Here is a 13,236-nt window from a genome sequence, read left to right as displayed (position 1 = left end):
GACTACTGCCCCGTGGCGAAATCGGTGGGCACCGGCTCGTTCGGCTCGAACTGCTGGTGCACCTTCTTCCAGGTGCCGTCGGCGACGACCTTCTTGATGCCGTCGTTGAGCTTGTTCAGCAGGTCGGTGTTGCCCTTCTTCACGGCGTACCCGTGCGGGATCGTCGTGGTGATCGTCTTGGTGACCTTCAGGCCGGGGTTCTTCGCCGAGTAGTCCTCGGCCGAGGCCGCGTCGAACACCGCGCCGTCGATCGCCGCCGACTTCAGCGCGCTCAGCACCGCCGCGTCGTTCGGGAAGCGCACGGCCTGGGCCTTGGGCGCGTTGGCCGCGAGCCAGGTGTCGGAGACGGTGCCCTGCACCACGCCGATCCGCTTGCCCACCAAGGAGTTCTCGTCGGTGATACCCGCCGTCTCCTTCGCCTCGATGCCCAGCGACTGGTAGTTGTACGGGTCGGAAAACGCCACGGTCTGCTTGCGCGCGTCGGTCTGTGCGATGCCCGCGCTGCCGATGTCGAACGTCCCGTTGGCGACCTGGCCCAGCAGCGCGGAAAAGTCGACCGCGACGAACTCGACCTTCAGGTTCTCCTTGGCCGCGATGTCCTTCAGCAGCTCGTTGTCGAACCCGGTGAACTGGCCGTTCTCCTGGTAGGCGTTGGGCCGCGAGTCGCTCAGCGTGCCAACGCGCAGGGTGTCACCACCGCTGTCGCTGCCACCGCCGCACGCGGTGAGTGTGGCGAGCAGGGCCGCCGCCGTGACGGCTGTGACCAATGTCTTCTTCATGTCACTCCTCAGCTTCCCGGCCGGAACCGTCGATGCAGGATAGGACAGTCACGCGTTCTTCACCGGCAGACCGGGACCGCCCTTGGCGAGCTCCGCGGCCACGGGCGCCTGCTTGAAGAACTGAGCGTGCAGGCGGGCGACGGTGCCGTCCGCGAGGGCCTTGGAGAGGCCGTCGTTGAGCTTGTTCAGCAGGTCCGGATTGGACTTCGCCACGGCGTAGGCCGAGGGCGTGTCCTTGTCCAGCACGGTGTAGCCGAACTCGAGCGGCACGGTCGGGTTCTGGTCGAGGTACTTCTGGCCGATGTCCTTGGGCACCACCCAGCCGTCGAGCGAACCGTCGCGCAGCTGGGCGAAACCGGCGTTGTAGTCGGGGAAGCGCACGACTTCGGCGCCCGCGAGCTTGCCCGCGAACTCGTCCTGCACGGACCCCTGCACCACGCCGAGCCGCTTGCCCGCGAACGCGCCGGCCTCGGCCAGGTTCGCGCCCTTCTTGCTGACGACGGTGGTGTAGCTGGTGTCGTAGCCATTGGAGAAGGCGACGGTTTTCTTGCGCGCGGTGGTGGCGGAGATCGTGGAGCTGCCGATGTCGAGCTGGCCACTCGCGACCTTGGCGAGCAGGCCGGAGAACTCGGTGCCGACGAACTCGACCTGGAAGCCTTCGCGCTTGGCGATGTCGCGCAACAGCTCGTTGTCGTAGCCGGTGAACTGGCCGTTTTCGAGGTAGATGCTGGGCGGCGCGTCCGTGAGGGTGCCGACGCGCAGCGTCTGCCCCGACGCGTCCGAAGAGCCGCAGGCAGTGAGCGCGCTGAGTCCGATGAGGGAGGCGACTACGACGGCGAGGGTGCTGAGGAGCTTGCGCATGACTTCTTCCTGGCTCACGGACATGAAAAAACGCCAGGCCGCGGGGGGCGGCCTGGCGCTTCCGGGTTCAGCGTCCGAGATTAGGGATTTCGCCCGATCGGGTAACTTCGTCTCAGTACGTGGACTTCGTGCCCGCGGTCACAGAGAATCTCGCCGGCACTGGTCGAGCCGGAACCGGTTTCCCATTGAGCGGAACTCGGCGGCTTCGCGTGCGCTCACGCATGAGGTAGCTCACGACACCGGGCCGGTCTCCGCGCACCGCGCTTTGCCGCCGTCGAAGGTGGTTCGCAGCCACGACAGGTACAACGCGTTCGCGGTCGGCGCGGCGAGTTCCTCCTGGATCGCATGCCCGCTGCCGGCGACCAGGTGCGTGGCGAGGCACGCGTTCGGCAGCAGCTTCTTCTCGTAGCTCTGGAACGCGGGCGCGCCGCCGCACTGCGGAGTCGGTGCCGGCGGCGCGCCCACGGGATTGCCCTCGCAGTAGTGGCGGTCGAACTGGCCGACGGCGACCAGCGCCGGCAGCGTGATCCGGGCCGCCTGCGCGGCCGCGGCGGCGCCCTGCGGCCGGGACGACAGCTCGGTGTCGGACAGGATTCCCTGGTGGGCCCCGATCACCGGCAGTGCCTTCGGGTCGGTGCCCGGGCCGTGGACGAGGCCGATCTGCTCGACCTTGTCCGGCAGCACCGTCACGTACCCGTCGTCCAGCCCTTGCCACCGGGTCCCGACGGTCCGCGCCGGCACCTGGTAGAGCTTGTCGAGCTGCAGGGTTTCCGGGGTCACGGCGGCGCCGTACCCGGTGAGGATCAGCGCGTCGAGCACTCCGGCGTGCCTGGCCGCGACGCCGGCCAGCGTGCCGGAACCCAGCGAGTGCCCGATGCCGACGACGGTGTGCCAGGTCTTGCCGAACACCTGGGCGTCGCTGTGCAGCGCCGTCGCCACCTGGTCCGTTGTGGACACTTGCGCGGCGTAGGTCACCGAGGTGCTCGAAGCGGGCACGGTCGAACGGCCGGTGCCGAGCCGGTCGAGCGCGTAGGTGGCGAAGCCCTTGGCCAGGGCCGCGCGGACGAGGCTGTTCGAACGCAGCTCGGGCAGGTCCCAGTAGTCGGCGTTCTCACCGCCCCCGGCGACGAGCAGCAGCACGGTGCCGTTGCCGCTCGGGGGCGTGCACAGATCACCGGTGAGCTGTCCCGGCGCGGGCACGCCGGGTACCGAGACCGGAGTCTTCACCACGCGGCACGCCGGCACCGGGGCAGCTTCGACGGGAGCCGGCGGGCCGCTCGAACACGCGGCGGCCAGCACGGCGGTGAGCAGGAGAACCAGGGCACGGCGGGCGAGGGGCATCGTCGACTCTCTTCTGTCGCCAGTGCCCAGAGGCTAGGAAGCCGCCTCGCTCCGCGGTAGCCGGATTTTCCGTCGGGTCCCGTCAGTTCCGCTTACAGGATGGGTCGCGGCGAATACTGCGCCGCGTCCGGAAAGCGCTCCAGCACGGTCTCCACGCGCTGCGCCACCTCCGCGACCTGCGCCGGTGCCACGCCCGTGAACGAGATCCGGTCGGCGAGGAGTTTGTCCAGGTCACCGCGGTCCAACGGCAACCGGTCGTCGGCCGCCAGCCGGTCGAGCAGGTCGTTCTCGGCGCCGCGCTCACGCATCGCCAGCGCCACGCCGACGGCGTTCTCCTTGATCGCCTCGTGGGCCGTCTCCCGGCCGACGCCGCCGCGCACGGCCGCCATCAGCACCTTCGTGGTGGCGAGGAACGGCAGGTAGCGATCAAGCTCACGCTCGATCACGGCGGGGAAGGCGCCGAACTCGGACAGCACGGTGAGGAAGGTCTCCAGCAGGCCGTCGAGCGCGAAGAACGCGTCGGGCAGCGCGACGCGGCGCACGACCGAGTCGGACACGTCGCCCTCGTTCCACTGGTCGCCCGCGAGCTCGCCGATCATCGACAGGTGCCCGCGCAGCACGACCGCGAGACCGTTGACCCGCTCGCACGAGCGCGTGTTCATCTTGTGCGGCATGGCCGACGAGCCGACCTGGCCCGGCTTGAAGCCCTCGGTCACGAGCTCGTGGCCGGCCATCAGCCGGATCGTCTTGGCGAGGCTCGACGGCGCCGCGGCCAGCTGCACCAGCGTGGACAGCACGTCGAAGTCGAGCGAACGCGGGTAGACCTGCCCGACGCTCACGAAGTGGTTGCGGAACCCGAGGTGCTCGGCGATCTTCGACTCGAGCAGGTCCAAAGTGGACTCGTCGCCCAGGAGGTCGAGCATGTCCTGCGCCGTGCCGACCGGGCCCTTGATGCCGCGCAGCGGGTAGCGCTCGATGAGGTTGTCCAGGCGGGAGAACGCGACCAGCAGCTCGTCGGCGGCGGTCGCGAAGCGCTTGCCCAGCGTGGTGGCCTGCGCGGCGACGTTGTGCGAGCGCCCGGCCATCACCAGGTCGGAGTGCTCCACGGCCAGTTCGGCCAGGCGCGCGAGCACCGCGGCGACGCGGCTGCGCATGAGCTCCAGCGACCGCAGCTGCTGCAGCTGCTCCACGTTCTCCGTGAGGTCGCGCGAGGTCATGCCCTTGTGCACGTGCTCGTGGCCGGCGAGGGCGTTGAACTCCTCGATGCGGGCTTTCACGTCGTGGCGCGTCACGCGCTCGCGCTCGGCGATCGACTCGAGGTTCACGTCATCGATCACGCGCTCGTAGTCCGCGAGCACACCTTCGGGCACTTCGACGCCCAGCTCGTTCTGCGCGCGGAGCACGGCGAGCCACAGCTGTCGCTCCAGCACCACCTTCTGCTCGGGCGACCAGAGCCGCACCAGCTCGGGCGACGCGTAGCGGGCGGCGAGCACGTTGGGAATCCGGGGCTTGTCCGTCACGCGGCCACGATACCCGCGCAGGTCAGAGGTGGGCGGGGCCGGTGGGATCCAGACGGCTCCCACCGGTTCGGCCTCGCGAAGGCCTCGGCACCCCGTGCACCGAGCCGGCGGAGAGCTTGGCACAAGGGACGTGGGGGACGCGAGGGATTTATCCCGCGCACCCCGGGCCGGGCGCGATGACGAAGAGACATGAAACACGTCTCATGGACCCCGGCCACTCTCGACGGTTCCTCACCTCGGGCGAGTCGCCACTACGGTCAAAATTCGCGGGAAAAACCACTTCAAGCTGGGGAGTCTTTTTAGTGAACGCACATCTTCGTGGCAAAGTCGCCCTCGTCACCGGCGGTAGCCGCGGGCTGGGTGCGGCGTCCGTCCGCAAGCTCGCGGCAGCGGGCGCGGATGTCGCGATCACCTACCTCCAAGCGGCCGACCACGCCGAGTGCGTCGCCGAATCCGTCCGTAAGCACGGCGTCCGGGCCGAGACCTTCCAGGCCGACCAAGCCGATTTCGACCAGGTGCGGGGCATGGTCGACGCCGTGGCCGAGCAGTTCGGCCGCATCGACATCCTGGTCAACAACGCGGGGACGGCCGTCGGCGGTGTGATCGGCGAGGTGCCGCAAGCGTGCCGGGACCGGATCTGGGCGGTCAACGTCCACGGCCTGGTCGCCACGACCGAACAGGTCATCGCCCACATGCCGGACGGCGGCCGGATCATCAACGTCGGTTCCGTTGCCGGGCTGCGGGTTTTCGTGGGTGGCCTCGGCGATTACGGCGCGACCAAGGCCGCCGTGGGGATGTACGCGCACTCGTGGGCGCACGAACTCGCGCCGCGGCGGATCACGGTGCACACCGTCCTGTCGGGTTGGGCCGACACGGAGCTGGCTCCGCCGCCGAGCTCCCCGTTGGGGCAGCAGGTGCTCGCCCAGGTACCGCTGGGCCGCTACGCCGACCCGGACGAGATCGCCGGCACGATCGCGTTCCTCGCCGGCCCCGCGGCCGCATACATCACCGGCACCGATCTCCGCGTGGACGGCGGCCGGCACGCGTGACGCGTCACGCGTGAGCCGACACGGTCCCCGTGACCACCAGAGACGTCGTCTCACCGGGAGCGAGCGTGGTCAGGGGGCCAAGGGCTTCCAGCTCCACAATGCGCGCCGGCGGGTCGAGGTCGCCCAGGTCGGCGAGGGGTTCCGGCAGCGGGTGCTCCAGCCAGATCTCCAGCGGCGACCCGGCGTCGGGGTACTCCGCGGCCGGGTCGACGTCGAAGGACAGCGTGAGCGTGGTCTCACCGACGGTGCACGAGACCCAGCCCGCGGTGTCGGGCACGCCGAGCTTGCCGACGACGTCCTGCGGCGGCACCACGAGCGTGCCACCGTCCACTGTGTACCGCGGGTTTCCGGTGCCCGCCACGAGCTCCACGACGCCCGGCGTGCGCATGCCCGCCAGGCCGGCCGTGACGGTGCCGCCGCCGGGGAGCTGGGTGACGTTCCACAGAGCCCAGCGCACCGGCGCCGCGGAGCAGTTCGCCGCGGTGAGTCGCAGCGTGTACGAAGCGCCGGCGCCCAACGTCAGCTCGCGCGTGAACCGCAGGCCCGTGCGGGGTTCGACGCCGCTGGTCAGGGTGACTGTGTGACCCGTCAGACCCGAGACGGAGTACGGGCCCGAGTCCAGCACGGGGTCCGGCGGCCCCGCCCATTCCCCGGGCCCGTCCCAGCCCTGTGGAGCGGGCCAGGTCTTGTCGCCGCCGTAGTTGACCCAGTCGCCCATCCGGCCGGAGTTCGGCCCCAGGACGTGGCCGTCGAGTGGCTGGAGGTCGGAACCCAGCAACGCCGGGTTGCGCCACAACAGCTCGACACCACCGTGGGCCAGCGACAACAGCCGCCCGCCCAGCGCCGGGACGACGCCGAGGCGCAGCACGCCGTTGTCGAGCCACACGACGTCGGTCACCATTCGGCGAGTCCACCGTCGTCCAGGCGCCACACGGGCGAACGCCAGTGGTGGCCGACCTCGTCGGCGCGGCGCACGGCTTCCTCGTCGACCTCGATGCCGAGGCCCGGGCCGGTCGGCCGCGCGGCGTAGCCGTCGGTGAAGCGGAACAGCGCGGAGTCCGTGAGGTAGCTCAGCGCCTCGGTGCCCTGGTGGTAGTGCATGCCGAGACTTTGTTCCTGGATCAGGAAGTTCGGCGTCGCGAACGCCACCTGCATCGACGCCGCCAGCGAGATCGGGCCGAGCGGGCAGTGCGGGGCCAGGCTCGCTCCGTAGACCTCGGCCAGCGCGGCGATGCGCCGCAGCTCCGAGATGCCGCCGGCGTGCGACGGGTCGGGCTGCACCACCGCGACGCCCGCGTCGAGCACCGGCTTGAACTCCCAGCGCGAGTACAGCCGTTCGCCGACCGCCACCGGCACCGTCGACGCGGAAACGACCGACGCCAGCGCACCGCCCTGCGTCTCCGGCAGCACCGGCTCCTCGACGAACATCGGCTGGACCTCTTCGAGCATCTTCACCAGCCGGCGCGCCATCGCGGGCGACACCCGGCCGTGGAAGTCGATGGCGAGGTCGCGCTCCGGGCCCAGCGCCTCACGCGCCTCCCGCGCCCGGACCAGCGCGGCGTTGGCTTCGGCGGGTGACGCGATGGGCGCGAGTGGTCCCGCCACGTTCATCTTCACCGCCGTGAAACCGGCTTCCACCTGCGCGGACACGGCGTCGAAAATGCCCGACGGACGGTCGCCGCCCACCCACGAATACACGCGCACGCGATCGCGCACGGGCCCGCCGAGCAGCTCGTGCACCGGCACCCCGTGCACCTTGCCCGCGATGTCCCACAGCGCGTGGTCGAAGCCCGCGAGCGCGCTGGAGAGCACCGGCCCGCCGCGGTAGAACCCACCGCGGCGCAACGTCTGCCAGTGGTCCTCGATGCGCAGCGGGTCCTGGCCGACGACGAGCTCGGCCATCTCGTGCACCGCCGCGCGCACCGTCTCGGCGCGGCCCTCGACCACGGGCTCGCCCCAGCCGGAGATGCCCTCGTCGGTGTTCACCTTCAGGAACAACCAGCGTGGTGCGACGAGGAAGGTCTCGATACCGGTGATCTTCACCTGGCCCCCATTTCCTAAGCGGAATCCTTGGCGGCCGACCAGCCGCCGTCGACGGTCAGGTCGGCGCCCGTGACGAACGAGGCCGCCGGCGAGAGCAGGAACGCGATCACGGCGGCGACCTCGCCCGGGTCGCCCAGCCGCCCGGCGGGCGTGGCCCGCGCGCTGCGTTCGATGTCCTCTTCGGTGAGCCGGTCCCACGCCTGCGTGCGCACCGGACCGGGCAGCACCGAGTTCACGCGCACGTCGGGCGCGTACTCCACGGCGAGCTGGCGCGCCAGCGAAACCAGCGCGCCCTTGCTCGCCGCGTACGCCGGGTGGCCCGGCAGGCCGAACCGCGCGTGGACCGAAGACACCAGCACGACGGACCCCCGCCGGGCCCGCAGCGACGGCAGACACGCCTTCACCGCGAGGTAGGAACCGGTGAGGTTCACGTCGAGCTGGTGCTGCCACTGCTCCCGCGCCATCTCGTGCAGCGGGCCGGTGGTCGGCACGTACGCGTTGCTGACCAGCGCAGTGATGCCCCCGCCCTCGCCGGCCATCGCGACGACCTGCGTCCAGGTCTCGTCGGCGGTCACGTCGCCGCGCACGCCGGCGAGGTCGTCGGGGAGGGGGGCGAGGTCCACACCCACGACGCGGTAGCCGTCGGCCTGCAGGCGCCGGGCCGTTGCCGCGCCGATGCCTGACGCGGCACCGGTCACCACGGCCGTCGGGTTGTCTGGTGTGGACATCGCCAGTTCCTCCTCGTGCTCAGAGCCTGGTACTCAGAGCTTGTCTACGCGGACATGGTCGTCCGGACCACGCACCCCGAGCCAGACGCCATTCGCGTCAGCCGCACCGCCGAGGGTGCCCACGACGTTGCCGGACGGGTACTTCGGCTGCTTGAACCAACCGGCCCACGTGGTGCCGTTGCGGTCGTTCTGCCACAGCGTGTAGTCGCTGGCCAGCGCGAACACCGACACCTTGTCACCCTGCGCGACAAGCGTCGGGCTGCTGGAGATGGTGCCGCCGATCGACGACCAGTCCGACCACGTGCCATCGGTGCCGCGGGTCCGGGTCCACACGCCGTCGTCCGGGGTGCGGACGGCGACCACGGTGCCCGACGTCGAGGTCGCGGCGCCGGGGCGGCCGTAGATCTGCGCGTCGTTCGGCGAGCCGAGCGATGACCAACGGCCATCGGTGGTGCGGGTCCAGACCTTTCCGTCCGTGCCGCGGGTGTAGAGCGTGCCGTCGGCGGTCACGGACGGCGAGTCGGTGAGGTTCCCGCCGAGCCGGTGCCAGGCGCCCCAGCGCTTTCCGTCGTAGGTCAGCTGCCACACGGCGTTGTCCAGACCACGGACGTAGACGTCGATGTTCGAGCCGTGCGCGTTCGCCGCCGGCTGGCCGAGGAACGGGCCGCCGATGACCGAGGTGCTCTTGCCGAGACCCTGCGTCTCCAGCACGCCGAGCGGGCCGCGGGTGAAGGTCACGGTCTTGTCGCCGGTGCGCACCACGGCCGGGCTGGCCGAAGCGCCGCTCGCGACGCTGGTGCCGGGCACCAGGTCCGTGCCGTGCAGCTTGAGGAACGCGGTGCCGTGCGCGGGAACCGTGACGGTGAACGCGGCGGTCGCCGTGCCGCGGTCGGCGCGGGCGCGCAGGTCGCGGATCGAGACCTTGCCGGTGAGGCCGGCGTCGGCGAAGTTCAGCGTCATCTGCGTGTCCGCGTCACCGCGGTTGAGCAGCACGACCGCCCGGTCGCCGTCCTTCGACAGGCGCTTGCTGTAGGTGTCGGTCGAACCGTTCGACGCCACCCGAACACCCTGGATACCGAGCTTGTCCTGGTCGACGGCGATGATCTCGGGGTTCTTCAGCGTGTCGATCATCGACTGCGGCAACGTGCGCGGGTCGGAACCGATGATGAGCGGGGAAGCCATTTCCGCCCACAGCACGAGCTGGGTGGTCGACTCCTCCTCGTTCATCTCGAGAGTGCCCTGCTCGGTCTTGCGCATCGGGATCAGGAAGTCGGGGTCGTTCCAGTGCCCGGGACCGTTCGCCTCGGGGTGCGCCGCGTTGACGTCCGCGTTGCGCAGCATGTCCTTGTAGATCCCCTCGTACGGGGTTCCGAAGGCCACGTCGGTGTTGGTACGCCAGGAATCGGCGACGAGCGGGCCGAAGGTGTAGGAGACGCCGGCGGTCTGACTCGGCGTGTGCGGCACGCCCCAGTCGTCGGTCACCGGGTTGCAGATGTTCAGGATCATCTTGCGGCCCGCCTTCTGCAGGGCCGCGCTGAACTCGGTGTACGCCTTCGCCGGGTCGAGGTTGTTCGCGATGCCGCAGAGGAAGTCGACCTTGATCGCGTCGAACTTCCAGGTGGCGAAGCGTTTCGTGTCCTGCTCGTAGTAGCCCTGGCTGCCCGCGGCGCAGTTCTTGCCGTCGGACGGGCCGGCGTCGGTGTAGATCCCGGCGAGCAGGCCGCGGTCGTGGATGTACTTGACCAGCGCGGTCATGCCGGACGGGAAGCGCTCGGGGTCGGGCACGAGGTTGCCCTGCGCGTCACGCGGGACCTTGGCGTTCCAGCCGCCGTCGATCCAGACGTACTTGTAGCCGGCCTTGGCCAAGCCGCTGGAGACGAGGTAGTCGGCGACGCCCTTCACGCCGGCCTCGGTCACGGTCGGCATACCGAAGTAGTTGTTCCAGCCCATGTACGGCGTCTGCGCCAGGCCCGAGTTGTAGTAGTCGGGGGCGCCCTGGTCGGCCGCGGTGGACTGCTGCGGGAAAAGCGAGGCCGGGGCCGCGGAAGCGGGGGTCGCGAGCCCGAGCACGGTGGCGACGGCAGCGGCCACCGTCGTGATCGTGAGTGCCCTGCGGGATCTGCGTGGGGAGCGCGGGAGCATGTGGCGACACCTTTCGTCGTCGAAACAGCGCCGATCGGGGCCGTGATCGTCCGGCCCGCGAGCAGCATGCCGGGGCCGCGGAGGTCGCGTCAAGAATAAATCCTAAATTAAGATTTCACGCGGTATGCTTCCCGCGATGAACGACATCGAAGTCCTCACTCTGGGCGAAGCGATGCGGCTGCTGCTCGCGGAACCCGGCGTCGCGCTGCGGCGCGCGCACACCTTCCAGGCTTCCGTGGCCGGGGCCGAAGCCAACGTGTCGGTGGGCCTCGCGCGGCTCGGCCACCGCGTGCGCTGGCTCAGCCGCGTCGGCGACGACTCGTCGGGCGCCGCGGTGCTGAGCGCGCTGCGCGCCGAGGGCGTGGACGTCTCGGACGTCGAGGTGGACCCGGCCGGGTTCACCGGATTGCTGCTGCGCGACGACAACCCGGGCCGCGGCATCGACGTGCAGTACCACCGCGCGGGTTCGGCGGCGTGCTCGCTGTCGGCCGACTACGTCCGCGCGGCCGGCCTCGGCGGCGCGCGGCTCGTGCTGGTCTCGGGGATCACGGCGATGCTGTCGCTGTCCGCGCGCGACGCCGTGCTGGCGCTGTTCGAGCTGGCGCGCGCGGAGGGGGCGACGATCGCGTTCGACCCCAACGTACGGCTCAAGCTCGCGTCGCCCGCGCACTGGCGCGAGACCGTGGGACCGCTGCTGCACCAGGCGGATCTGGTGTTCGCGGGCGAGGACGAGCTGGAACTGCTCGACGCTTCCGCCGCCGAGCTGATCGGCAAGGGTGTCGGCACGGTCGTGGTGAAGCAGCGCGACAAGGTGGCGCGCGCGGTCACGGCCGAGTACGAGTGGAGCCAGGAAACCCTGGTCACGCACGTCGTCGACCCGGTGGGCGCGGGCGACGCGCTCACGTCCGGGTACCTGTCGTCCTGGCTGCGCGGCGGTTCGCCCGCCGAGGCGCTGCTGGCCGGCGCGGTGTCGGCGGCGCTGGTCGTCGGCACGCGGACGGATCTGGAAGGACTGCCCGACCGGGCCGAACTGGCCCGCACGAGCGCCGCCCTCGGTGGCGGCGAGGAGGTACACCGATGAGCTACCGCTGGGAGATCACGGACGCGGCCCTGCGCCAGGGGGTGGTGGGCATCGTGCGGACCGCCGATGCCGCGTCCGCCGTGGTCGCCGCTCGGGCGGCCTTGGACGCGGGCCTGCGGTCGATCGAGGTACCGCTCACCAACTCCGGTGCCCTGGCGGCGATCGAGGAGCTCACGGCCGCGTACCCCGACGCCACGATCGGCGCCGGCACCGTGCTCGACGAGGCCTCGGCCGTGCTCGCGATCCGCGCGGGGGCGCGGTTCCTGGTGTCGCCGAACGTCGAGGCCGTCGTGATCCGCACCGCTCACCGGTACGGCGCGGCCGCATTCCCCGGCGCCGGCTCGGTGACGGAAATCGTGCGGGCGCTCGAAGAAGGCGCCGACGCGGTGAAGGTCTTCCCGGCCACGGCGCTCGGTCCGCGGTGGGTCAAGGACGTGCGCGCCGCGCTGCCGCAGGCGCCACTCGTGCCGACGGGTGGAATCGCTCCCGAGGACGTGCCAGAGTGGCTCGCGGCGGGCGCGGTCGCGGTCGGCATGGGTTCGGCGCTCACGCGCGGGACGGCCGACGACATCCGCGCGCGCGTGGCCGCGATGGTGAGGGAGGGCTCGTGACGGACGTCGTGCTGGTCGGCTGCTACACCGCCGAGATGGGCGGGAACGGCGGCGGGATCTCCACGTTCCGCCGCGAGTCCGCCGGTCTTGTTTTCGACTCGACGCTGGCGCTGCGGTCGCCGTCGTGGCTGGTCAAGCACCCGACGTTGCCGGTGCTGTACACGACCAACGAGACCGATTCCGGCGCCGTGTCCTCGGTGTCGCTTGTGGACGGTGCGTTGTCCGTGCTGGATTCCGAGGTGCCGAGCGGCGGCGCGCACCCGTGCCACCTCGCGGTGACGCCGGACGGCCGGTTCCTGTTGTGCGCCAACTACACCGGGGGCAGTCTCGCGGTGTTCGGGCTGTCGGCCGAAGGACGGATCACGGGCCGGACGGATCTGGTGCAGCACAGCGGCACGGGGCCGAACGAGGTGCGGCAGGAGGCCGCGCACGTCCACATGGCGGTGCCGAGTGCCGACGGGTCCGTGGTGAGTGCCGTGGACCTCGGAACCGATGAGATCCGCAGCTACACGCTCTCCGACGCCGGTGAGCTCACGCTGCTCGCCGTGTCGAAGCTGCCGGCGGGCAGCGGGCCGCGGCAGCTCGTGCGGATTCCCGGGTCGGACCTGGCCTACGTGGCTTGTGAGCTGTCCAGTGAGGTGCTGACGGTCCGGGAGACGTCGCCGGGCGCGTTCGAGGTGGTCGCGTCGACGCCGGCCACGCACGGTGCGTTCGACGGCGAGAACATCGTGGCCCACCTGGAGATCCTGAACTCTGGCGTGTACCTGTCGAACCGGGGCGCGGACTGCGTCACGTCGTTCACCGGCTCGCCGCTGGCGGCCGTCGCGGACCAGGCTTGTGGTGCGCACCCGCGGCACTTCGCCGTGGTGGACGGGATCTGTTACGTCGCGGCGCAGTTCGACGACGTGCTGACCGCGTTCCGGCTCGACGAGCTGGGGAAGGCCGACGTCGTGCAGATCCCGACGGGGTCGCCGAGCTTCGTGCTGCCGCTGAGTTTCTGATCCCGACGTTTCTGAGCACAGCGAAACGCCCTGCCTGCCCAGCGAAGCCGGCAGGGCGTTGCGCTGTGTTCAAACCTGTG

The 13,236-nt window shown here is 70.7% G+C and carries 12 protein-coding genes; 4 read left to right on the top strand and 8 right to left on the bottom strand.

The features are described from left to right. Positions 1-2: 2 nt before the first annotated feature. From QRX50_RS09730 to purB, 4 genes are all read right to left on the bottom strand, one after another. Positions 3-779 (bottom strand): ABC transporter substrate-binding protein, encoded by a 777-nt coding sequence (locus QRX50_RS09730; protein ID WP_285971623.1) that lies wholly within the window; start codon positions 777-779, stop codon positions 3-5. 48 nt (positions 780-827) lie between these two features. Beyond that, positions 828-1,640 carry a substrate-binding periplasmic protein gene (locus QRX50_RS09725; protein WP_285971622.1) on the bottom strand — a complete coding sequence of 271 codons (813 nt, stop codon included), beginning with the start codon at positions 1,638-1,640 and terminating at the stop codon, positions 828-830. A gap of 231 nt (positions 1,641-1,871) precedes the next feature. Then, the gene (locus tag QRX50_RS09720; RefSeq protein ID WP_285971621.1) at positions 1,872-2,981 is read right to left on the bottom strand and encodes an alpha/beta hydrolase; all 1,110 of its coding nucleotides are present in this window, start codon (positions 2,979-2,981) and stop codon (positions 1,872-1,874) included. 92 nt (positions 2,982-3,073) lie between these two features. After that, on the bottom strand, positions 3,074-4,501 hold the full coding sequence (purB, locus tag QRX50_RS09715; RefSeq protein ID WP_285971620.1) for an adenylosuccinate lyase: 1,428 nt from the start codon (positions 4,499-4,501) through the stop codon (positions 3,074-3,076). Positions 4,502-4,803: 302 nt separating this feature from the next. Here purB and QRX50_RS09710 point away from each other — a divergent pair, with 302 nt between their 5' ends. After that, on the top strand, positions 4,804-5,550 hold the full coding sequence (locus QRX50_RS09710; RefSeq protein ID WP_285971619.1) for an SDR family NAD(P)-dependent oxidoreductase: 747 nt from the start codon (positions 4,804-4,806) through the stop codon (positions 5,548-5,550). Between the two features lie 4 nt (positions 5,551-5,554). On the opposite strand, the gene QRX50_RS09705 is transcribed toward QRX50_RS09710, so the two are convergent. The 4 genes from QRX50_RS09705 to QRX50_RS09690 are packed head-to-tail and all read right to left on the bottom strand — an operon-like array spanning position 5,555 to position 10,412. After that, complete coding sequence (locus tag QRX50_RS09705; protein WP_285971618.1) at positions 5,555-6,451, bottom strand: DUF4380 domain-containing protein; 897 nt, start codon at positions 6,449-6,451, stop codon at positions 5,555-5,557. Further along, positions 6,445-7,593, bottom strand: a complete 1,149-nt coding sequence (gene dgoD / locus QRX50_RS09700; protein ID WP_285971617.1) for a galactonate dehydratase — start codon at positions 7,591-7,593, stop codon at positions 6,445-6,447. The genes QRX50_RS09705 and dgoD overlap by 7 nt, the downstream gene beginning before the upstream one ends. A gap of 14 nt (positions 7,594-7,607) precedes the next feature. After that, on the bottom strand, positions 7,608-8,321 hold the full coding sequence (locus QRX50_RS09695) for an SDR family NAD(P)-dependent oxidoreductase (protein WP_285971616.1): 714 nt from the start codon (positions 8,319-8,321) through the stop codon (positions 7,608-7,610). Positions 8,322-8,354: 33 nt separating this feature from the next. Continuing rightward, positions 8,355-10,412: a DUF8189 domain-containing protein gene (locus tag QRX50_RS09690; RefSeq protein ID WP_285971615.1), complete on the bottom strand. Its 2,058-nt coding sequence runs from the start codon at positions 10,410-10,412 to the stop codon at positions 8,355-8,357. A gap of 187 nt (positions 10,413-10,599) precedes the next feature. Between QRX50_RS09690 and QRX50_RS09685 the strand changes: the two genes are divergently transcribed. From QRX50_RS09685 to QRX50_RS09675, 3 genes are read left to right on the top strand one after another with little or no spacing between them, the layout of a single operon-like run. Further along, positions 10,600-11,544, top strand: coding sequence for a sugar kinase (locus QRX50_RS09685; protein WP_285971614.1), 945 nt, complete (start codon positions 10,600-10,602; stop codon positions 11,542-11,544). Continuing rightward, positions 11,541-12,155: a bifunctional 4-hydroxy-2-oxoglutarate aldolase/2-dehydro-3-deoxy-phosphogluconate aldolase gene (locus tag QRX50_RS09680; RefSeq protein WP_285971613.1), complete on the top strand. Its 615-nt coding sequence runs from the start codon at positions 11,541-11,543 to the stop codon at positions 12,153-12,155. The genes QRX50_RS09685 and QRX50_RS09680 overlap by 4 nt, the downstream gene beginning before the upstream one ends. Further along, on the top strand, positions 12,152-13,156 hold the full coding sequence (locus QRX50_RS09675; protein ID WP_285971612.1) for a lactonase family protein: 1,005 nt from the start codon (positions 12,152-12,154) through the stop codon (positions 13,154-13,156). The genes QRX50_RS09680 and QRX50_RS09675 overlap by 4 nt, the downstream gene beginning before the upstream one ends. Positions 13,157-13,236: the final 80 nt, after the last annotated feature.

The organism is Amycolatopsis sp. 2-15 (assembly GCF_030285625.1).
Taxonomy (GTDB): domain Bacteria; phylum Actinomycetota; class Actinomycetes; order Mycobacteriales; family Pseudonocardiaceae; genus Amycolatopsis; species Amycolatopsis carbonis.
The sequence above is the reverse complement of the archived record's forward strand: the minus strand, read 5'-3'. Positions and strand labels throughout refer to the sequence as shown.